At 62.9% G+C, this 20,550-nt stretch carries 16 protein-coding genes; 9 read left to right on the top strand and 7 right to left on the bottom strand.

From position 1 onward, the window contains the following. Positions 1 to 2: 2 nt before the first annotated feature. The 9 genes from murD (at position 3) to lpxC (ending at position 10,458) form a co-directional block, all read left to right on the top strand. Positions 3 to 1,349, top strand: coding sequence for a UDP-N-acetylmuramoyl-L-alanine--D-glutamate ligase (gene murD / locus PFLCHA0_RS25140; RefSeq protein ID WP_015636929.1), 1,347 nt, complete (start codon positions 3 to 5; stop codon positions 1,347 to 1,349). Continuing rightward, positions 1,346 to 2,563: a putative lipid II flippase FtsW gene (gene ftsW / locus PFLCHA0_RS25135; protein ID WP_011063311.1), complete on the top strand. Its 1,218-nt coding sequence runs from the start codon at positions 1,346 to 1,348 to the stop codon at positions 2,561 to 2,563. The genes murD and ftsW overlap by 4 nt, the downstream gene beginning before the upstream one ends. After that, the gene (murG, locus tag PFLCHA0_RS25130; RefSeq protein ID WP_015636928.1) at positions 2,553 to 3,623 is read left to right on the top strand and encodes an undecaprenyldiphospho-muramoylpentapeptide beta-N-acetylglucosaminyltransferase; all 1,071 of its coding nucleotides are present in this window, start codon (positions 2,553 to 2,555) and stop codon (positions 3,621 to 3,623) included. Before ftsW ends, murG begins: the two co-directional genes overlap by 11 nt. Further along, on the top strand, positions 3,616 to 5,070 hold the full coding sequence (gene murC / locus PFLCHA0_RS25125) for a UDP-N-acetylmuramate--L-alanine ligase (protein ID WP_011063309.1): 1,455 nt from the start codon (positions 3,616 to 3,618) through the stop codon (positions 5,068 to 5,070). The genes murG and murC overlap by 8 nt, the downstream gene beginning before the upstream one ends. Beyond that, positions 5,067 to 6,023 carry a D-alanine--D-alanine ligase gene (locus PFLCHA0_RS25120; RefSeq protein WP_015636927.1) on the top strand — a complete coding sequence of 319 codons (957 nt, stop codon included), beginning with the start codon at positions 5,067 to 5,069 and terminating at the stop codon, positions 6,021 to 6,023. Before murC ends, PFLCHA0_RS25120 begins: the two co-directional genes overlap by 4 nt. 4 nt (positions 6,024 to 6,027) lie before the next feature. Next, positions 6,028 to 6,894 carry a cell division protein FtsQ/DivIB gene (locus tag PFLCHA0_RS25115; protein WP_015636926.1) on the top strand — a complete coding sequence of 289 codons (867 nt, stop codon included), beginning with the start codon at positions 6,028 to 6,030 and terminating at the stop codon, positions 6,892 to 6,894. A gap of 14 nt (positions 6,895 to 6,908) precedes the next feature. After that, positions 6,909 to 8,168 (top strand): cell division protein FtsA, encoded by a 1,260-nt coding sequence (ftsA, locus tag PFLCHA0_RS25110; RefSeq protein WP_011063306.1) that lies wholly within the window; start codon positions 6,909 to 6,911, stop codon positions 8,166 to 8,168. A 72-nt stretch (positions 8,169 to 8,240) separates the two neighbouring features. Continuing rightward, positions 8,241 to 9,434 carry a cell division protein FtsZ gene (ftsZ, locus tag PFLCHA0_RS25105; protein ID WP_011063305.1) on the top strand — a complete coding sequence of 398 codons (1,194 nt, stop codon included), beginning with the start codon at positions 8,241 to 8,243 and terminating at the stop codon, positions 9,432 to 9,434. Between the two features lie 112 nt (positions 9,435 to 9,546). After that, positions 9,547 to 10,458, top strand: coding sequence for a UDP-3-O-acyl-N-acetylglucosamine deacetylase (gene lpxC, locus PFLCHA0_RS25100; protein WP_011063304.1), 912 nt, complete (start codon positions 9,547 to 9,549; stop codon positions 10,456 to 10,458). A 68-nt stretch (positions 10,459 to 10,526) separates the two neighbouring features. Here lpxC and PFLCHA0_RS25095 read toward each other — a convergent pair whose 3' ends face one another. From PFLCHA0_RS25095 to PFLCHA0_RS25065, 7 genes are all read right to left on the bottom strand, one after another. Beyond that, positions 10,527 to 12,050, bottom strand: coding sequence for a sensor domain-containing diguanylate cyclase (locus PFLCHA0_RS25095; protein ID WP_015636925.1), 1,524 nt, complete (start codon positions 12,048 to 12,050; stop codon positions 10,527 to 10,529). Positions 12,051 to 12,189: 139 nt separating this feature from the next. Continuing rightward, the gene (locus PFLCHA0_RS25090; protein ID WP_015636924.1) at positions 12,190 to 13,515 is read right to left on the bottom strand and encodes an OprD family porin; all 1,326 of its coding nucleotides are present in this window, start codon (positions 13,513 to 13,515) and stop codon (positions 12,190 to 12,192) included. Positions 13,516 to 13,705: 190 nt separating this feature from the next. Further along, positions 13,706 to 13,930 carry a hypothetical protein gene (locus tag PFLCHA0_RS25085; RefSeq protein WP_011063301.1) on the bottom strand — a complete coding sequence of 75 codons (225 nt, stop codon included), beginning with the start codon at positions 13,928 to 13,930 and terminating at the stop codon, positions 13,706 to 13,708. 212 nt (positions 13,931 to 14,142) lie between these two features. After that, complete coding sequence (locus tag PFLCHA0_RS25080; protein ID WP_041752549.1) at positions 14,143 to 15,507, bottom strand: heavy metal sensor histidine kinase; 1,365 nt, start codon at positions 15,505 to 15,507, stop codon at positions 14,143 to 14,145. Next, the gene (locus tag PFLCHA0_RS25075; protein ID WP_011063299.1) at positions 15,497 to 16,174 is read right to left on the bottom strand and encodes a heavy metal response regulator transcription factor; all 678 of its coding nucleotides are present in this window, start codon (positions 16,172 to 16,174) and stop codon (positions 15,497 to 15,499) included. Before PFLCHA0_RS25075 ends, PFLCHA0_RS25080 begins: the two co-directional genes overlap by 11 nt. 8 nt (positions 16,175 to 16,182) lie before the next feature. Then, on the bottom strand, positions 16,183 to 19,278 hold the full coding sequence (locus PFLCHA0_RS25070) for a multidrug efflux RND transporter permease subunit (RefSeq protein ID WP_015636922.1): 3,096 nt from the start codon (positions 19,276 to 19,278) through the stop codon (positions 16,183 to 16,185). After that, complete coding sequence (locus PFLCHA0_RS25065; protein WP_015636921.1) at positions 19,275 to 20,435, bottom strand: efflux RND transporter periplasmic adaptor subunit; 1,161 nt, start codon at positions 20,433 to 20,435, stop codon at positions 19,275 to 19,277. Before PFLCHA0_RS25065 ends, PFLCHA0_RS25070 begins: the two co-directional genes overlap by 4 nt. Positions 20,436 to 20,550: the final 115 nt, after the last annotated feature.

The raw sequence follows: 20,550 nt of genomic DNA, 5'->3' as shown, positions 1-20,550 counted from the left end.
GAGTGTCTCTGATCGCTTCTGACCACTTCCGCATCGTTGTCGGCCTCGGCAAGAGCGGCATGTCCCTGGTTCGCTTCCTGGCGAGCCGGGGCGTTGCCTTTGCGGTGGCCGATACGCGGGAAAATCCACCTGAGCTGGTCACGCTGCGGCGTGACTACCCGCAGGTGGAGGTGCGTTGTGGCGAGCTGGACGTGGACTTCCTGTGCCGTGCCGACGAACTCTACGTGAGCCCCGGCCTGGCCCTGGCGACCCCGGCCCTGCAGGCTGCTGCTGCCCGTGGGGTGAAATTGTCCGGTGATATCGAGCTGTTCGCGCGTAACGCAAAGGCACCGATCGTGGCAATCAGTGGTTCCAACGCCAAGAGCACCGTGACCACCCTGGTGGGCGAGATGGCAGCGGCGGCGGGCAAGCGCGTGGCGGTCGGCGGCAACCTCGGGACCCCGGCCCTGGACCTGCTCAGCGATGACGTCGAGCTGTACGTGATGGAGCTGTCCAGCTTCCAGCTGGAGACCACCGACCAGTTGGGCGCCGAAGTGGCCACCGTGCTCAACATCAGCGAAGACCACATGGACCGTTACAGCGGCCTGCCGGCCTACCACCTGGCCAAGCACCGGATCTTCCGTGGTGCCCGGCAGGTGGTGTTCAACCGCCAGGACGCTCTGACCCGGCCATTGATCGGTGAAGGCCTGCCATGCTGGACCTTCGGCCTGAGCAAGCCTGATTTCAAGGCCTTCGGCCTGCGCGAAGAGGACGGTGAGAAGTACCTGGCCTTCGAGTTCCAGAACCTGATGCCCGTGCGCGAGCTGAAGATCCGCGGCGCCCATAACCAGTCCAACGCCCTGGCAGCCTTGGCCCTGGGTCATGCAGTGGGCTTGCCGTTCGACGCCATGCTCGCGGCGCTGCGCACTTTCGCCGGCCTCGAGCATCGCTGCCAGTGGGTTCGCGACCTGGATGGCGTGGCGTACTACAACGACTCCAAGGCCACCAACGTGGGCGCCGCCCTGGCGGCCATCGAAGGCCTTGGCGCCGACATCGAAGGCAAGATCGTGCTGATCGCCGGTGGTGACGGCAAGGGCGCCGACTTCAAGGATCTGCGCGGCCCGGTGGCGGCCAACTGCCGCGCGGTGATCCTGATGGGGCGCGACTCCGATCAGATCGGCGAAGCCATCGGTGACGCCGTGCCGCTGATTCGTGTCGGCTCGCTGCAGGAAGCCGTGGAGCAATGCCGCGCCACTGCCCAGCCCGGTGATGTGGTGCTGCTGTCGCCGGCCTGCGCCAGTTTCGACATGTTCAAGAACTACGAAGACCGTGGCCACCAGTTCGTCCGCGTTGTGGAGGAACTGGCATGAACCTGAGAAACATCATCAAGCCCTATCCATCGCCGATCATCACCGGTCGGGGCATCGACCTCGACTTCCCGATGCTCGCCGGTTGCCTGACCCTGCTCGGCCTGGGCCTGGTCATGATTGCCTCGGCCTCCACTGAAGTGGCGGCGGCGCAGTCGGGCAGCGCCCTGTACTACATGATTCGCCACCTGATCTACATCCTGCTGGGCCTGGGCGCCTGCATCGTCACCATGATGATCCCGATCGCCACCTGGCAGCGCCTGGGCTGGTTGATGCTGATCGGTGCCTTTGGCCTGCTGGTGATGGTGATCATTCCGGGGATCGGCCGGGAAGTGAACGGTTCGATGCGCTGGATCGGCTTCAGCTTTTTCAACGTCCAGCCTTCCGAGATCGCCAAGGTGTTCGTGGTGATCTACCTCGCCGGTTACTTGGTGCGGCGCCAGAAAGAAGTGCGCGAGAGCTGGATGGGCTTCTTCAAGCCGTTCATCGTGCTGCTGCCCATGGCTGGCCTGCTGCTGATGGAGCCGGACTTCGGCGCCACTGTCGTAATGATGGGCGCCGCTGCGGCCATGCTGTTCCTGGGAGGGGTCGGGCTGTTCCGGTTTTCCCTGATGGTGGTGCTGGCGGTTGCCGCGGTGGTGCTGCTGATCCAGATGCAACCCTATCGTATGGCTCGTCTGACCAACTTCGCCGACCCCTGGGCCGACCAGTTCGGTGCTGGCTACCAGCTGTCCCAGGCGCTGATCGCCTTTGGTCGCGGCGAGTGGCTGGGCGTCGGCCTGGGCAACAGCGTGCAGAAACAGTTCTACCTGCCGGAGGCTCACACAGACTTCGTGTTCTCGGTACTGGCTGAAGAGCTGGGCGCCGTCGGTTCGCTGTGCACGGTGGCGCTGTTCGTCTTTGTCTGTATCCGCGGCATGTACATCGGCCTGTGGGCGGAAAAGGCCAAGCAGTTCTTTGCCGCCTATGTCGCCTACGGACTGTCGTTCCTGTGGATTGGTCAATTCCTGATCAACATCGGGGTGAACGTCGGCCTGTTGCCGACCAAGGGCTTGACCTTGCCTTTCCTCAGTTATGGCGGCAGCTCGCTGGTGATCTGCTGCGCCTGTCTGGGGTTGTTGCTGCGTATCGAATGGGAGAGCAGGACCCACCTGGGCAGTGAAGAGATGGAGTTCAGTGAAAGTGACTTTGCCGAGGAGCCGAGCCATGGGCGCTAACGTCCTGATCATGGCCGGCGGCACCGGTGGCCACGTGTTCCCGGCACTGGCCTGCGCCCGCGAGTTCCAGGCCCGTGGCTACACCGTGCACTGGCTGGGTACCCCACGTGGCATCGAAAACGATCTGGTGCCTGCGGCCGGGCTGCCGTTGCACCTGATCAACGTCAGCGGTTTGCGGGGCAAGGGCAAGCTGTCCCTGCTCAAGGCGCCGTTCGTGTTGATCAAGGCCGTGCTCCAGGCGCGGCAGGTCATTCGCCAGTTGAAGCCGGTCTGTGTCCTGGGTTTTGGCGGTTATGTGACCGGCCCTGGTGGAGTCGCCGCGAAGTTGTCTGGGGTGCCGGTCATCGTTCACGAACAGAACGCCGTGGCCGGTACCGCCAATCGGCTGCTGGTGCCGTTGGCTGCCCGAGTCTGCGAAGCTTTCCCGGACACCTTCGGTGCCTCGCAAAGCCGGCGCACCACGGGCAACCCGGTACGCACCGAACTGTTCCTCGAAACACCGCGCGAGGCCCTGGCCGGACGCAAGGCGCGTTTGCTGATCCTGGGCGGAAGCCTGGGCGCAGAGCCGTTGAACAAGCTGTTGCCGGAAGCCTTGGCACAGGTCGCCCCCGAGCTGCGCCCGGAGGTGTTCCACCAGGCCGGCAAAAACCACGATGAAGTCACTGCAGAGCGCTATCGCGCCGCCGGCGTCGAGGCGCAGGTGCAGCCCTTTATCAAAGACATGGCCCAAGCCTATGGCTGGGCCGACCTGGTGGTCTGTCGCGCAGGCGCGTTGACCGTCAGCGAACTGGCTGCCGCCGGTCTGCCCTCGATGCTGGTGCCTTTGCCCCACGCGATCGACGACCACCAGACCCGCAATGCCGAATATTTGGCTCGTGAAGGTGCTGCCTTCCTGATGCCGCAAAGAACGACTGGTGCTGCGGACCTTGCCGCTCGCCTGACAGAGGTTTTGATGCAACCAGAACGACTCGACAACATGGCCCAGGCCGCTCGCCGCCTGGCCAAGCCCGGCGCCACCCACGACGTAGTGAATATCTGCCTGGAGGTGGCCCATGGTTGAGAATCAGAAAGCCATGCCGCAGCCGGAAATGCGCCGCATCCGCCGCATCCACTTCGTCGGTATCGGCGGCGTGGGCATGTGCGGGATTGCTGAAGTGCTGCTGAACCTGGGCTACCAGGTATCCGGTTCCGACCTCAAGGCATCGCCGGTTACCGAGCGCCTGGAGTCCTTTGGCGCACAGATTTTCATCGGCCACCGCGCCGAGAACGCTGCCAATGCCGATGTGCTGGTGGTTTCCAGCGCCGTGAACACCTCCAACCCGGAAGTTGCCACCGCTCTGGAACGGCGTATTCCAGTGGTGCCGCGGGCGGAAATGCTCGCCGAACTGATGCGCTACCGTCACGGCGTGGCCGTGGCCGGCACCCACGGTAAGACCACCACCACCAGCCTGCTGGCCTCGGTATTCGCCGCTGGCGGCCTGGACCCGACGTTCGTCATCGGCGGGCGGCTGAATGCAGCGGGCACCAATGCACAACTGGGCACCAGCCGTTACCTGATTGCCGAAGCCGACGAAAGTGATGCCAGCTTCCTGCATCTGCAACCGCTGGTGGCTGTGGTCACCAACATCGACGCCGACCATATGGCGACCTACGACGGTGACTTCAACAAACTGAAGAAAACCTTTGTCGACTTCCTGCACAACCTGCCGTTCTACGGGCTGGCAGTGATGTGCCTGGACGATCCGGTGGTGCGCGAGATCCTGCCGCAGGTCAAGCGTCCGACCGTGACCTACGGCTTCAGCGAAGAAGCCGACGTGCGCGCCATCAATGTACGCCAGCAAGGCATGCAGACCTTCTTCACCGTACTGCGTCGCGACCGCGAGCCGCTGGACGTGTCGGTGAACATGCCGGGCAACCATAACGTGCTGAACTCCCTGGCGACCATCTGCATCGCCACCGACGAAGGCATCAGCGATGAAGCCATTGTCCAGGGCCTATCGGGCTTCCAGGGTGTGGGCCGACGCTTCCAGGTCTATGGCGAACTGCCAGTGGAAGGGGGCAACGTGATGCTGGTGGACGACTACGGTCACCACCCGACCGAAGTCGCTGCGGTGATCAAGGCCGTGCGCGGTGGCTGGCCGGAACGCCGCCTGGTGATGGTCTACCAGCCGCACCGTTTCAGCCGTACCCGCGACCTGTACGACGACTTCGTGCAGGTACTGGCCGATGCCAACGTATTGCTGCTGATGGAGGTCTACCCGGCCGGCGAAGAGCCGATCCCGGGCGCCGACAGCCGTCAGTTGTGCCACAGCATCCGTCAGCGTGGCCAACTGGACCCGATCTACATCGAGCGTGGGGTCGACCTGGCACCGCTGGTCAAGCCGTTGCTGCGCGCCGGTGACATCCTGCTGTGTCAGGGTGCCGGTGACATCGGTGGCCTGGCGCCAAAACTGCTCGGCAGCCCGCTGTTCGCCGGTGCTGTAGCCGCTGGCAAGGGGGCGAAATGATCGCTGCCTACGCCAACCTGTTCTCTACCGTGAAACCGAGCGATTTCGGTCGCGTCGCCGTTCTTTACGGTGGCAAGAGCGCCGAGCGCGAAGTGTCGCTCAAGTCCGGCAAGGCCGTGCTTGAAGCGCTGCAGAGCGGCGGTGTGAACGCCTTCGGCATCGACGTCGGCGATGATCTGCTGCAGCGGCTCTTGAGCGAGAAGATCGATCGTGCCTTCATCATTCTCCACGGTCGTGGCGGTGAAGACGGCAGCATGCAAGGGCTGCTGGAGTGCCTGGGGATTCCTTACACCGGCAGTGGCATCCTCGCTTCGGCCCTGGCCATGGACAAACTGCGTACCAAGCAGGTCTGGCACAGCCTGGGCATTCCGACGCCGCGTCACGCGGTTCTGAGTTCGGAAGCCGACTGTATTTCCGCGGTGGCGGAACTGGGCCTGCCTTTGATCGTCAAACCGGCTCATGAAGGCTCCAGTATCGGTATGGCCAAGGTGACTTCCGCGCCCGAATTGATCGACGCATGGAAGGCGGCCAGTACCTACGATTCGCAAGTGTTGGTCGAGCAATGGATCCAGGGTCCGGAGTTCACCATCGCGACCCTGCGTGACCAGGTGCTGCCACCCATCGCCCTGGGCACTCCCCACACATTTTACGACTACGACGCCAAGTACCTGGCTTCCGATACCCAGTACCGGATCCCGTGCGGGCTCGACAGCTCCAAGGAACAGGAACTCATGGAACTCACGGCGAAAGCCTGTGAGGCGCTCGGTATCGCCGGTTGGGCACGTGCCGACGTGATGCAGGACGCCCAGGGGCAGTTCTGGTTCCTGGAAGTGAATACCGCTCCGGGCATGACCGATCACAGTCTGGTTCCGATGGCGGCCCGTGCGGCCGGCCTGGATTTCCAGCAACTGGTATTGGCCATCCTGGCAGCCAGTCTTGAGGCGAGAGGTTAAGTCCATGCAAGGCGCGTCGCTTCGTCATCAGCAACCCGCACCCGGCCGCAAGCCGGTGCCGCGGGGTGCCAGCCGAATGGTGGCCAAAGAGCCGATGTCGGCGCGCCTGCCGAAAGCCAACTTCGGCTTTCTGAAAAGCCTGTTCTGGCCGGTGCTGCTGGTGGCTCTGGGGTTTGGCACCTATGAAGGGGCCCAGCGCCTGCTGCCGTACGCCGACCGCCCGATCACCAAAATCGCGGTGCAGGGGGACTTGAGCTACATCAGCCAGCAGGCGGTGCAGCAGCGGATCGCGCCTTATGTCGCGGCGAGCTTCTTCACCATCGACCTGGCGAGCATGCGCACCGAGCTGGAGCAGATGCCCTGGATCGCCCACGCCGAGGTACGTCGGGTGTGGCCGGACCAAGTGGTGATTCGCCTGGAAGAACAACTGCCGGTGGCCCGCTGGGGCGACGAGGCGCTGTTGAACAACCAGGGCCAGGCCTTCACCCCGCGTGAACTGGCGAACTATGAGCACTTGCCGCAGTTGTTCGGGCCGCAGCGGGCCCAGCAGCAAGTGATGCAGCAGTATCAGGTGTTGAGCCAGATGCTGCGGCCGCTGGGCTTTTCGATCGCCCGTCTGGAGCTGCGCGAGCGCGGCAGCTGGTTCCTGACCACCGGCGCCGGCAGTGCCGGCCCGGGTATCGAACTGCTCCTGGGCCGCGATCACCTGGTGGAGAAGATGCGCCGCTTCATTGCCATTTATGAAAAAACGCTGAAAGAACAGATCACGAACATCGCGCGCATCGATCTGCGCTACGCCAACGGCCTGGCCGTCGGCTGGCGCGATCCGGCGGCACCCACGACGGCGCAACCTGCCGTCGCGAAGAATTAAGAAGAGGCAGGACCATGGCAAATGTGCAAAGCGGCAAAATGATCGTCGGCCTGGATATCGGTACCTCCAAGGTTGTGGCGCTGGTGGGCGAAGTCGCGGCCGATGGCTCGCTGGAAATCGTCGGCATCGGCACCCATCCTTCCCGCGGCCTGAAGAAGGGCGTGGTGGTGAATATCGAATCCACCGTGCAGTCGATCCAGCGGGCGGTGGAAGAGGCGCAACTGATGGCGGGCTGCCGTATCCACTCGGCGTTCGTCGGTGTGGCGGGCAATCACATCCGCAGCCTGAACTCCCACGGCATCGTGGCGATTCGTGACCGTGAAGTCAGCTCGGCGGACCTGGAGCGGGTCCTCGACGCTGCCCAGGCCGTGGCGATCCCGGCTGACCAGCGGGTTCTGCACACCCTGCCGCAGGATTACGTGATCGACAACCAGGAAGGCGTGCGTGAACCCCTGGGCATGTCCGGCGTACGCCTGGAAGCCAAGGTGCACGTGGTCACCTGTGCAGTGAATGCCGCGCAGAATATCGAAAAATGCGTGCGCCGCTGCGGCCTGGAAATCGACGACATCATCCTCGAGCAGCTGGCTTCGGCCTACTCGGTGCTCACCGACGACGAGAAAGAGCTGGGCGTGTGCCTGGTGGATATCGGCGGCGGCACCACCGACATGGCGATCTTCACCGAAGGCGCGATCCGCCACACCGCGGTGATTCCGATAGCCGGCGACCAGGTGACCAACGACATCGCCATGGCCCTGCGTACCCCGACCCAGTACGCCGAGGAAATCAAGATCCGTTACGCCTGCGCCCTGGCCAAGCTGGCCGGTGCCGGCGAAACCATCAAGGTGCCAAGCGTTGGCGACCGCCCACCGCGCGAACTGTCGCGCCAGGCCCTGGCCGAGGTGGTCGAACCGCGTTACGACGAACTGTTCACCCTGATCCAGGCCGAACTGCGCCGCAGTGGCTACGAAGACCTGATCCCGGCGGGCATCGTGCTCACTGGCGGCACTTCGAAGATGGAAGGCGCGGTGGAACTGGCCGAGGAAATTTTCCACATGCCGGTTCGCCTGGGCGTACCCCACAGTGTCAAGGGCCTGTCCGACGTGGTGCGCAACCCGATCTATTCCACCGGTGTCGGCTTGCTGCTGTATGGGCTGCAGAAACAGTCCGACGGCATCTCGTTCTCCGGCATCGGCAGCCGCGACAGCTACAGCAGCGACGAGCCCAAGGCGGCACTGCTCGATCGCATCAAGAGCTGGGTGCAGGGCAACTTCTAAAGATTTACCGCAACACCGTTTCAAAGCAGTAGGCAGTAGGCGAAAAACTAGAGAAATGAAAGGAGAGGGAAAATGTTCGAACTCGTAGACAACATCCCGCAAAGTCCGGTAATCAAGGTTATCGGTGTTGGCGGTGGCGGCGGCAACGCGGTCAATCACATGGTCAAGAGCAACATCGAAGGCGTCGAGTTCATCTGCGCCAACACTGATGCTCAAGCGCTGAAAAACATCGGCGCGCGGACCATCCTGCAACTGGGTACCGGCGTGACCAAGGGCCTGGGTGCGGGTGCCAATCCGGAAGTCGGCCGTCAAGCCGCCCTGGAAGACCGCGAGCGTATCGCTGAAGTACTGGCGGGCACCAACATGGTGTTCATCACCACCGGCATGGGCGGCGGTACCGGTACCGGTGCGGCACCGATCATTGCTGAAGTGGCCAAGGAAATGGGCATCCTCACCGTTGCGGTGGTGACCCGTCCGTTCCCGTTCGAAGGCCGCAAGCGCATGCAGATCGCCGATGAGGGCATCCGCGCGCTGAGCGAAAGCGTCGACTCGTTGATCACCATCCCCAACGAGAAACTGCTGACCATCCTCGGCAAGGACGCCAGCCTGCTGTCGGCTTTCGCCAAGGCGGACGACGTGTTGGCCGGTGCCGTTCGCGGTATCTCCGACATCATCAAGCGTCCGGGCATGATCAACGTCGACTTCGCCGACGTACGTACCGTGATGAGCGAAATGGGCATGGCGATGATGGGCACTGGCTGCGCCAGCGGTCCGAACCGTGCACGTGAAGCCACTGAAGCGGCGATCCGCAACCCGCTGCTGGAAGACGTGAACCTGGAAGGCGCACGCGGCATCCTGGTGAACATCACCGCCGGTCCTGACTTGTCCCTGGGCGAGTACTCCGACGTGGGTAGCATCATCGAGGCCTTCGCTTCCGAACACGCCATGGTCAAGGTCGGTACCGTTATCGATCCGGACATGCGTGACGAGCTGCATGTAACCGTAGTGGCCACCGGCCTGGGCGCAAAAATCGAGAAGCCTGTGAAGGTCATCGACAACACCGTCCAGACTTCCATGTCCGCCCAGTCGCAAGCGCCAGCCCCTGCTCGCCAGGAACTGCCGTCGGTGAACTACCGTGACCTGGACCGTCCGACCGTCATGCGCAATCAGGCGCAGTCGAACGCGGCGACCGCGGCGAAGCTGAATCCGCAAGATGATCTGGACTACCTGGACATCCCGGCATTCCTGCGTCGTCAGGCCGATTGATGGAATGCATCAGGGGTATTAGGGTGATTGGTGTTCAGCAAAGGCATGGTCTGCTATTATCGCCAGCCTTTGTTGATACCAGTTCGCAATTTGCGCTGAAGCGGCCCAAGCCATGATTAAACAACGCACCCTGAAGAATATTATCCGTGCCACAGGTGTAGGCCTGCATTCCGGGGAGAAGGTATACCTGACCCTCAAGCCTGCGCCTGTCGACACCGGCATTGTGTTTTGTCGTGCCGACCTGGACCCTGTGGTGCAGATTCCTGCTCGCGCGGAAAATGTTGGCGAAACCACGATGTCGACCACTCTGGTCAACGGTGACGTCAAAGTGGACACGGTGGAGCACTTGCTCTCGGCCATGGCTGGCCTGGGCATCGATAACGCCTACGTCGAGCTCTCCGCGTCTGAAGTCCCGATCATGGATGGCAGTGCCGGACCCTTCGTATTCCTGATTCAATCTGCTGGCCTCGAAGAACAGGACGCAGCTAAAAAGTTCATCCGCATCCTTCGTGAAGTGACCGTGGAAGACGGCGACAAGCGCGCCACTTTCGTGCCTTTCGATGGTTTTAAAGTGAGCTTCGAGATCGATTTCGATCACCCGGTTTTCCGTGACCGCACCCAGAGTGCAAGCGTGGACTTCTCCAGTACTTCGTTTGTAAAAGAAGTCAGCCGCGCCCGTACCTTTGGTTTCATGAGTGATATCGAGTACCTGCGCAAGCACAACCTCGCACTCGGCGGCAGCGTGGAAAACGCAATTGTGGTCGATTCGGATGGCGTACTGAATGAAGACGGTCTTCGCTACGAAGACGAATTCGTCAAGCACAAGATCCTGGATGCAATTGGCGACCTCTACCTGCTGGGCAACAGCCTGATAGGTGAGTTCAAAGGCTTCAAGTCGGGCCATGCACTGAACAACCAGCTACTGCGCAAGTTGATTGAGCAGAAAGATGCCTGGGAAGTCGTGACCTTCGAAGATGCCAGCACTGCACCGATCTCTTACATGCGTCCGGTTGCGGCCGTGTAAGTCACTCTCTCTTTCCTTTTGTTTTTGAAGGCCATCCCCCCGGATGGCCTTTTTTTATGCCTGCGGTTTCAAGCGCCGCGCTTGGAGCCGCCCTGGGACATGTTGGAAACCACCCGGTTGCGCCCGCTGTACTTGGCCTGATACAGCGCCTTGTCGGCGTCGCTCACCCACTGTTCAAGACCGATATCGAGGTTACCCGACCAGGTGTTGATGCCAATGCTCACGGTCAGCGGCGCGGCGTGTTCGCTGATGGCCGGCAAGGCGGCGATGCTGGTGCGGATCTTCTCGGCGAGTACGGCGGCGCCGGCACTGTCGGTTCCTGGCAGGATGACCGCAAACTCCTCGCCGCCATAGCGCGCCGCCAGGTCCGATGGGCGCCCGACGCAGGCGCCAATGCTCTGTGCCACCACACGCAAGGCCTGGTCCCCCAGTGGATGGCCGAAGCGGTCGTTGAAGGATTTGAAGTGATCGACATCGACCATCAATAGCGACAACGGCAGGTTGGCTCGCCGGGCCCGCGACCATTCGTTGCCCAGCACCTGGTCCAGGGTACGGCGATTGGCCAGGCCGGTGAGGGCATCGACGGCTGCCAGGCGCGCCAGTTCCTGCTCGGCGCTCTGCCGGCGCCGCAGTTCGCGGCACAACTGCCAGGTCAGCCAGAACAGGGCGATGCAGAGGGCGCCAGTGGCGCCGCTGATCAGCACCGCGGTGCGTTGCCAGGCTCCGAAGACCTCGTCGATGGACAGCGCGACAATCACGATCAGGGGCAGATCGCCGACCTGGGAAAAGGTGTACAGCCGCTGCTTCTGATCAACGCTGGAGACGCTGCTGAAGCTGCCGTTGCCTTCACGCAGAATGCGGACGAAGTTGGGGCGGCTGCTGAAGTTCTTGCCTATCAGGTCGTCTGCCAGCGGCGGTTGCTGGGCCAGCAGAACGCCGTCGCGGCTCACCAGGTTGATCGTACCGTTGCGACCGATATCCAGATTTCTGAACAGCTCGTTGAAGTAGCTCAGGCGCATGGCCGCTTCGGCCACGCCGATGAACTGGCCATGCTCGTCGCTGAGCCGGCGGCTGAAGCTGATCCGCCAGTCGTGATCGGCGGTGCGCGCGCGGAACGGCGGGCTGATCATCATCCTCGGGTCCGGATTGTCGATGTGCGATCGAAAGTACTCGCGATCGGCGTAGTTGCCCGTGCGCGGCACGACCGAGGCCGAGTCGGCCAGCACGTCGCCGTGCCTGTCCAGCAGCAGGATGTCGCCCTTGTAGGGCGCTGCGGTGGCCCGGTCGAACAGCGCCAGGTGACGTATGGACGCCGATACATCCTTCAGATCGTCACGTTGCGCGGCACTGATCAGTCCCTTGAGAGACAGGTCGTAGAGCTCGACGTTGCGCAATACATCGGCGTCGATCAGTTGCACGATGTTGTTGGCGGCACGTGTGGCAGCCTGTTCGGCAGCGGCGTGTTCGCGGATCAACAGGTAGGTGACGATGCCGAGAATGGCTACAACGATCAGCGAGCTGGAGAGGATCAGCAGGCGCTCGGTATTTGACGCGATCTTCCCTGTGCGGGGTGTCGCACTACTCACGTTCATGATTTTGATTTCTGCTGCGTCGACAGTTTTGAGTCTAGTGTGGACGTGGGCTACAGAAATCGGTCACGCCTGCGCGCTTGTATAAATCTCCGATAAAAAAAAGACCAGCAAAACATGCTGGTCTTTTTGTTTGGGCGGCTTAGAAGACGTTGATCGGGTAGTCGACGATCACCCGGTATTCGTCGGTGTCGTTGTCCAGCGCGCCGTAGCCGTTGCCGCCACGGTTGGTGGCCCACTGCAGGCGTACGGCGAGGTCCTTGGCGCTGCCGCCCTGTACCACGTACTTGAGGTCCAGGTCGCGCTCCCAGTGCTTGGCGTTCTTGCCGTCGGCGCTGTACCAGCTGGCATAGCCGCGGCTGGCCGGATCGACCTTGGTCAGGTCCAGCTCGCCGCGCGAGTAGGACAGCGCCGAAGTCAGGCCCGGCAGGCCGAGACCGGCAAAGTCATAGGCGTACTTGAGCTTCCACGAACGCTCGTTGGGGCCGTTGAAGTCCGAATACTGCTGGGAGTTGTCCAGGTAGATGCTGTCGCCCTGGGCGATGTAGTCGAACGGTGTGTTGCCGTTGACCCGCTGATAGGCCGCGGTGACGCTGTGGTTACCCACGCCGACGGTGAAGTGCAGGCTGTAGGTGTTGTTGTCGATGTTGCCCAGCAGCGCCTGGCCGGTGTCCTGAGTGTGATAGAAGTGCAGGCCCGGGTTGAGGCTGACCAGTTCGTTGACCGCGTAGGTGTAGTCCAGGTCGTAGTAGTACTGGTTCCAGATGTCCTTGAGTTCGGACGCGTAGAGGCTGCTGGTCAGCCCTGGCACGCCGCTCCAGGCCACGCCGGCCCAGTTCAGGTGCAGGCTCTCGTCGCCCTCGCGCAAGCTGCCGTAGGAAGTACCGATGCGTTTGTGTCCACTCTGGTTGTACGGCTTGGTGAAGCTGGCCTGGCCGCCCTCGATCAACCAGCCGTCGAAGCTGTGGTTGGTTAGGCTCACGCCGCGGAAGGTCTGGGGCAGCATGCGGCTCATGCCGCCGGCGATCACCGGGTTGTTGAGGAACAGGTCGCCAGCCTTGAGCTCGGTATCGAAGGCCCGCATTTTCAAGGTGGCGCCGGCGGTGGAGAACGAGCCGGGTGCCTTGTGCCGGCCATCGTCGCTGATAGGCAGGATGCTTGACTTGGTGGTGCCGCCACCACCGTCCAGCTTGAGGCCGAGCATGGCGTTGGCATCAAGGCCGAAACCCACGGTGCCCTGGGTGTAGCCCGACTCGAAGACGCCGAGAAAACCCTGGCCCCATTCGATGTTGTCTTTGTTCTGCTGCAGGCGGTTGCGGTTCATGTAGTAGTTGCGGGCGTTGAGCTTGAGGCTCGAACCCTCGACAAAACCCTCGGTCTTGGTTTCTTCGGCGGCTTGCCCGAGTGTCGGGATCGTTGCGGCGATTGCAATGAACAGGGGGCTGATCTTCAGTGAGGTCTTGAACAACGTTTAGCTCCTTTGGTGAACGACAATGGCTTCTTATTGTGAATTCGGGTGTTTCTTGTTCTGGGTATGACGAGTGTGCCGAGGGTTTCTATACGGCAAAAAAAAGCCGCTGAACTCAGCGGCTTTAAGACAACTTACTCCCGGGTTGAAAGCAGAGAAGTTGTCGAGGGAAACAAGTCGGAAGCGTGGATCAACTGTCTTTCTGAGTGTCGCTCTTGCTTTGCTCGGCAGTGATCTTCTGGGCTTGCTGAGTGTTTTGCTGCTGGGCTGCCTGGGCGATCTGGGCTTGTTCGAAAGCGGCGGCGCGTGCGGCATTTCTTGCCACGAATCCCTGGGATTCTTCGGCCATGGCCATTGGTGCCACGAACAGGGAAGACAAAACGAACGCGCTGGCGATACCCATACTGTTGGACATTTCTGAAGACCTTCTTGCAGAGCAAGTTCAATTCGGTGCGACAAAAATATAACCACGTGGCTGCTGGAAAAAGAGCCGAACAGGATAAGGACTGTTACAAAAAAAACAATAGTAGGAGCTGGCTTGCCAGCGAACGCGCCCTATCGCCTTGCGCCGGATGTGTTGACGCCTTCGCCGGCAAGCCGGCTCCTACAGAATCCGAGAATCCCGAGTCAGAGAGGCAGGTACAGGCCGAAGGTATTGATGCCCCGGTCGCTGCGCACGAACACATCGCCGCCATGCATCAGGGCGATGGCCTTGACGATGGCCAGCCCCAGGCCGTGATTGGCACCGCTGTTGCTGCGCGAGGGATCCACCCGGTAGAAACGCTCGAACAGCCGTGGCAGGTGTTCACTGGCAATGTCCTGCCCCGGGTTGCTGACGGCGATCGCCACCTGGTGTTCCTGGACCTCGATCCGCACCTGGATCACTTCCCCGGCTGCGGTGTGCTGCACCGCGTTGCTCAGCAGGTTGATCAGGGCCCGGCGCAGGTGGGCAACCTCGATCCGCACCTGGGCATCGCCCTGAACCTCGACCCTGACCTGGGCGTCTTCGAGGATGAAGTCCAGGTAGTCCAGGGTCGTTGCCACTTCCGCCGCCAGGGAACTGGTGGTGAGCTTGGTGGCCTTGCTGCCCTGGTCGGCACTGGCCAGGAACAGCATGTCGTTGATGATCGAACGCAGCCGCTCCAGCTCTTCGAGGTTCGATTGCAGTACCTCGAAGTAATGCTCCGCCGAGCGCCCCCGGGTCAGGGCGACCTGGGTCTGGCCGATCAGGTTGGTCAGGGGCGAGCGCAGTTCGTGGGCCACATCGGCGTTGAACGACTCCAGGCGCGAGTAGGCGTGTTCGACCCGTTCCAACGTGGAGTTGAAGGAATTGACGAACTGCTTCAGTTCCGGCGGCAGTGGCGACAATTGCAGGCGCCCGGACAGCCGTGGCGGTGCCAGGCGCTGGGCTTCCTGGGAGAGCTTGATCAGCGGCTTGAGGCCGATCCGCGCCACCCAATAGCCCAGGGCCGAGGCCAGCAGCACGCCGACAATGGCCAGGCCGATCAGGGCCATCAGCAACTGATGCTGGGTCTGGTGGAAGGTGTCGGTGTCGATGGCGATCAGAAAGCGCAGGGCCGGGCGCTGTTCCTTGGCCGGCAACTGGCTGACCAGGACTTTCAGCGGATAGGGGTGATCGCTCAGGTTCAGGTCACGCATGCCCAGGGGGCCTTGGGCGAATTCGCGGATCTGCGCGTCGGGGTTGCCGTATTCATAGCCGGGGTCGCCGCTGATGGCCCAGAAGCGGATGCGCTTGTCTTCCTCGCTCAGCAGCTTGAGCTTGGCGTTGATCTTGGCCCAGTGCTCGGGGTTGCCGTAGCGGGTCAGGGCCGACTCCAGCACGCTGTAGCGCGCATCCAGTTCGGCTTCCGGGAGCAGCCCCAGGCCCTTGTCCACCTGCTGGTAGAGGGCCCCGCCAATCAGCAGGAAGATCAGCAGCGCCACCAGAGTGAACAGCCCGCTCAGGCGCAGGGCAATGGAGTTACTCGGCACCGCGGCTCTCCAGCACATAGCCCATGCCACGGATGGTGTGCAGCAGTTTCTGTTCGAAGGGGCCGTCGAGCTTGGCCCGCAGGCGCTTGATCGCCACTTCGACGACATTCGCGTCGCTGTCGAAATTGATGTCCCAGACCATTTCCGCGATGGCGGTCTTGGACAGGATCTCGCCCTGGCGCCGGGCCAGCACGCTGAGCAGGGAAAACTCCTTGGCGGTCAGGTCCAGGCGGCTGCCAGCACGGCTGGCCTTGCGGCTGATCAGGTCGATCCACAGGTCGGCGATGCTGATCTGCACCGGCTCATGCCCACCGCTGCGACGGGTCAGGGCTTGCAGGCGGGCCACCAGTTCAAGGAAGGAGAAGGGCTTGCCCAGGTAGTCGTCGGCGCCATCGCGCAGGCCCTTGATGCGGTCTTCCACGCGTTCGCGGGCGGTGAGCATGATCACCGGGGTCTGCTTGCGCGCACGCAGTGCTCGCAATACGCCAAAGCCATCCAGGCCGGGCAGCATCACATCCAGCACTATCACGGCATAGTCGCCCTCCAGAGCCATGTGCAGGCCTTCGACGCCGTCCCGGGCCAGGTCGACGGTGTAGCCTTGCTCGGTCAACCCGCGGTGCAGGTAATCGGCCGTTTTTTCTTCGTCTTCGATAATCAGAACGCGCATGACCCGCCTCAGGTAGTGGTGGCCGGCAACAGGGCCGGCTGGGGCCGGTGGAACAGCCGCTCAAGCCACAAGTATATGACCGGCGTGGTGAACAGCGTCAGGGCCTGGCTGACCAGCAGGCCGCCCACCACGGCAATCCCCAGGGGCTGGCGCAGTTCGGCGCCGGCGCCGTAGCCGAGCATCAGCGGCAGGGCACCGAGCAGGGCGGCCAGGGTGGTCATGATGATCGGCCGGAAGCGGGTGATGCAGGCCTGGTAGATCGCCTCCTCGGGAGGCAGGCCGCCGTGGCGCTGGGCTTCCAGGGCAAAGTCGATCATCAGGATGCCGTTCTTCTTGACGATGCCGATCAGCAGCACCAGGCCGATCAGCGCCATGATGGAAAAGTCCTGGCCGCACAGCCAGAGCATCAGCAAGGCGCCCAGCCCGGCCGAGGGCAGGGTGGAAATGATGGTCAAGGGATGCACGAAGCTTTCGTACAGCACCCCGAGAATGATGTACACCGCCACCAGCGCCGCCAGGATCAGGTACGGCTGGCTGGCCAGCGAGCTCTGGAAGGCCTGGGCCGCGCCCTGGAAATTGCCGCTGATGGCCGTTGGCATGCCGATCTCGCTCTTGGCCTGGTTGAGCAGGATGACCGCATCGCCCAGGGCCACGCCGGGGGCCAGGTTGAAGGACAGGTTGGCCGCCGGGAACATGCCGTCGTGGGCAATCGACAGCGGGCCGATGGTGGGCGCATCGAAGCGCGCCAGGGCAGAGAGCGGGACCATTTCTCCGGTCAGCGGCGAGCGCAGGTAGAAGTAGTTGAGGCTCTCGGCCTTGCCCCGTTGCTGGGTGTCGAGTTCAAGGATCACGTTGTACTGGTTGATCTCGGTCTGGAACTCGTTGATCTGGCGCTGGCCGAAGGCGTCGTACAGTGCCTCGTCGACATCGCTGGCGGTAAGGCCGAAACGCGCGGCAGCCGTGCGATCGATCTGGATGTGGGTGATGCTGCCGCCCAGTTGCAGGTCGTTGGAGATGTCACGGAAGGCCGGGTTGCTGCGCAGCTTTTCCGTCAGGCGCTGGGTCCAGGTGCTCAGGGTCGGGCCGTCGTTGCTTTTCAGTACGTACTGGTACTGGGCGCGGCTGGGACCAGAGCTGAGGTTGATGTCCTGGCCGGCCCGCAGGTACAGGACAATGCCGGGCACCTTCATCAGTTGCGGGCGGATGCGGTCGATGAAGGCACTGGCAGACACGTCCCGGTCGCCACGGTTCTTGAGGGAAATCCAGAAGCGGCCGTTGGCGATGGTCTGGTTGCTGCCCGAGACCCCCACGGAGTGGGAGAAGGCCTGCACTGCCGGGTCGGCGGCGACGATCTCGGCCAGCGCCTGGTGCTTTTTCACCATGTCCGGGTAGGAAATGTCCGCCGCAGCTTCGGTAGTACCGAGCACGAAGCCGGTGTCCTGCACGGGGAAGAAGCCCTTGGGGATCAGGATATAGCCGGCAATGGCCATGCTCAGGGTCAGGCCGAAGATCCCCAGCATCAGTTTCTGGTGGGCCAGGGCCTTGCGCAGGCCGCGCTCGTAGACCGCCAGCAGGCGCTCGCCGAAGCCCGGCTTGGCATGGGCCGGGTGCACCGGCGCGCGCATGAACAGGGCCGCCAGGGTGGGGGCCAGGGTCAGCGAGACCACCACCGAAATCATGATGGTGGAAGTGGCGGTCAGGGCGAACTCCTTGAACAGCCGGCCCACCACGCCGCCCATGAACAGCAGGGGAATGAACGCCGCCACCAGGGAGAAGCTGATGGAGACCACGGTGAAGCCGATCTCGCCGGCGCCCTTGATTGCCGCCGCGCGCATGCCGTCGCCGGCTTCCAGGTGGCGGTGGATGTTCTCCACCACGACGATGGCGTCATCCACCACAAAGCCCACGGCCACGACAATGGCCACCAGGGTCAGGTTGTTCAGGCTGAAGCCCAGCACGTACATCAAGGCGAAACTGGCGGTCAGGGACACGCCCAGCACCGCGGAGACGATCAGGGTCGCGGACCACTGGCGCAGGAACAGCGCCATCACCGCCACCACCAGCAGCACGGCGATCAGCAGGGTGATCTCCACTTCGTGCAATGAGGCGCGGATGGTCTGGGTCCGGTCCACCAGCACCTTGACCTGCACCGAGGCCGGGAGCATGGCCTCCAGGCCTGGCAGGGCAGCCTGGATGCGGTCCACGGTCTCGACGATATTGGCCCCGGGCTGGCGCGAGATCACCAGGTTGACCCCCGGTTGGTCGCCGGACCAGGCCTGGACGTAGGCATCTTCCGAACCGTTGACTACCCGCGCCACATCCTGCAGGTGCACGGGGGCACCGTCCTTGTAGGAAACGATCAACTGGCCGTATTCCTCGGGATGGAACAACTGGTCGTTGGTGGACAGGGTGGAGATGCTCGACTCGCCATACAGTGCACCCTTGGCCAGGTTGAGGCTGGTCTGCTGGATCGCCAGGCGGATGTCGGCCAGGGTCAGGCCGATGGCCGCCAGTTTGTCCGCCGAAGCCTGGACCCGGATCGCCGGGCGCTGCTGGCCGGTGATGTTGATCTGGCCGACCCCGTCGATCTGGCTGATCTGTCGGGCCAGCAGGGTTTCCGCGTAGTCACTGAGCTCGGTGCCGGGCATCTGCGTCGAACTGATGCTGAGGATCAGCACCGGGCTGTCCGCCGGGTTGACCTTCTTCCAGGTGGGCAGGGTGGGCATGTCCTTGGGCAACTTGCCAGCGGCGGTGTTGATCGCCGCCTGCACTTCCTGGGCGGCGGTGTCGATGCTCTTGTTCAAGGTGAATTGCAGGGTCAGCAAGGACGAGCCCAGGGCGCTGCTGGAGGTCATCTGGGTCATGCCGGGAATGGCGCTGAATTGCACCTCCAGGGGCGTGGCCACGGAAGAGGCCATGGTGTCCGGGCTGGCACCGGGCAGGGCGGCGGACACCTGGATGGTCGGGAACTCGGCCTCTGGCAGCGGCGCCACCGGCAGGCGCGGGAAGGCAATGGCGCCCAACAGTACCAGGGCGAAGGTCAGCAGGACGGTGGCAACCGGATGGTCGACGCACCAGGCGGACACCGAGCCATGGCCCTTCATGGCTGGGGCTCCGTCGCCTGTACCACCTGGGGTGGATCGCTCAGTACCTGGACCTGGGAGCCGGGCTTGAGCCGCGACTGGCCGTCACTGACCAGCACATCGCCAGCCTGGACCCCGGAGATGATGTTCAACCCGCTGTCCTGATACACCACCTGCACCGGCACGACTTCCACCTGCTGGCCCTTGACCCGGTACACGAAGTGCTGGTCCAGGCCGCGCTGGACCACGGTCGGCGGTACGGTGAGGGCGTTCTGGTCCAGGGCGGTCTGGATTTTCACCGTCACCAGTTGCCCGGGCCACAGCTGCTGCTGGGCGTTGCTGAACTCCGCCTTGGCGCGGATGGTGCCGGTCCCGGCGTTGATCTGGTTGTCGATCAGGGTCAGGTGGCCGTTGCCCAGCAGGGCCCCGGCGCTATTGCTGTCAGCGCCGAGGAAGGCCTTGACCGCCGCCGGGTCCTGGGCGCGGATCAGTTGCTGCAGGGTTGGCAGCATTTGCTGGGGCAGGGAAAACTCCACGGCAATCGGGTCGATCTGGGTCACCGAGAACAGGCCCTGGGTATCGCTCATGCGCAGGAAGTTGCCTTCATCAACGGTACGAATCCCCACCCGGCCGCTGACGGGAGAGCGGATCTGAGTGTAGGAAAGCTGTACCTGAGCGGCATCAATGGCAGCCTGGTTACCCTGGGCCGTGGCGTTGAGCTGATTGACCAGGGCCACTTGCTGGTCATAGGTCTGCTTCGAGATGCCGTCATCCACCGACAGCAGCTTGTAGCGCTTGAGGTTGATCTGGGCCACCTGCAACTGGGCCTGGTTCTGCGCCAGCTGGGCCCGGGCCTGATCGAGGTTGGCGCGTATCGAACGATCATCGATGGTCGCCAGCAGGTCGCCGGTCTTGACCAGTTGCCCCTCCTTGACCAGCAGCCGGGTCAGGATGCCATCCACCTGTGGGCGAATCACCACGCTGTGCAGCGACAGTACCGTGCCGATGCCGCTGGCGTAACGCGGCACATCCTGCTGGTGCACGCTGACCACCCGTACCGGAATGGCCGTGGGCGCGGCCAGCCTGGCGGTGGCGGGCTTGTTCAGGAACCACGCGAGGCCGGCGATGAGCATCACGAGTACCGCTGCGGTCACGACTGTTTTCTTGGCAATGGGCATGGGGAGAGAGCGCCGGGCAATGATGTCGGAAGGATGGCCATGATCTGGGCACAGTTATAGCCCGACAACCCGGTCAGCACCGTGACGGCCAGCTGTCAGCGCTGTCAGAAAACTC

Origin of the sequence: Pseudomonas protegens CHA0 (assembly GCF_000397205.1) — a bacterium.
Classification (GTDB): domain Bacteria; phylum Pseudomonadota; class Gammaproteobacteria; order Pseudomonadales; family Pseudomonadaceae; genus Aquipseudomonas; species Aquipseudomonas protegens.
The sequence above is the reverse complement of the archived record's forward strand: the minus strand, read 5'-3'. Positions and strand labels throughout refer to the sequence as shown.

Coding starts and splice junctions, on each gene's coding strand:
- murC (WP_011063309.1), top strand. CDS start 3,616: ATGGTTGAGAATCAGAAAGCCATGCCGCAGCCGGAAATGCGCCGCATC.
- PFLCHA0_RS25075 (WP_011063299.1), bottom strand. CDS start 16,174: ATGCGCGTTCTGATTATCGAAGACGAAGAAAAAACGGCCGATTACCTG.
- PFLCHA0_RS25115 (WP_015636926.1), top strand. CDS start 6,028: ATGCAAGGCGCGTCGCTTCGTCATCAGCAACCCGCACCCGGCCGCAAG.
- PFLCHA0_RS25065 (WP_015636921.1), bottom strand. CDS start 20,435: ATGCCCATTGCCAAGAAAACAGTCGTGACCGCAGCGGTACTCGTGATG.
- murG (WP_015636928.1), top strand. CDS start 2,553: ATGGGCGCTAACGTCCTGATCATGGCCGGCGGCACCGGTGGCCACGTG.
- ftsA (WP_011063306.1), top strand. CDS start 6,909: ATGGCAAATGTGCAAAGCGGCAAAATGATCGTCGGCCTGGATATCGGT.
- ftsZ (WP_011063305.1), top strand. CDS start 8,241: ATGTTCGAACTCGTAGACAACATCCCGCAAAGTCCGGTAATCAAGGTT.
- PFLCHA0_RS25095 (WP_015636925.1), bottom strand. CDS start 12,050: ATGAACGTGAGTAGTGCGACACCCCGCACAGGGAAGATCGCGTCAAAT.
- ftsW (WP_011063311.1), top strand. CDS start 1,346: ATGAACCTGAGAAACATCATCAAGCCCTATCCATCGCCGATCATCACC.
- PFLCHA0_RS25120 (WP_015636927.1), top strand. CDS start 5,067: ATGATCGCTGCCTACGCCAACCTGTTCTCTACCGTGAAACCGAGCGAT.
- PFLCHA0_RS25085 (WP_011063301.1), bottom strand. CDS start 13,930: ATGTCCAACAGTATGGGTATCGCCAGCGCGTTCGTTTTGTCTTCCCTG.
- PFLCHA0_RS25070 (WP_015636922.1), bottom strand. CDS start 19,278: ATGAAGGGCCATGGCTCGGTGTCCGCCTGGTGCGTCGACCATCCGGTT.
- lpxC (WP_011063304.1), top strand. CDS start 9,547: ATGATTAAACAACGCACCCTGAAGAATATTATCCGTGCCACAGGTGTA.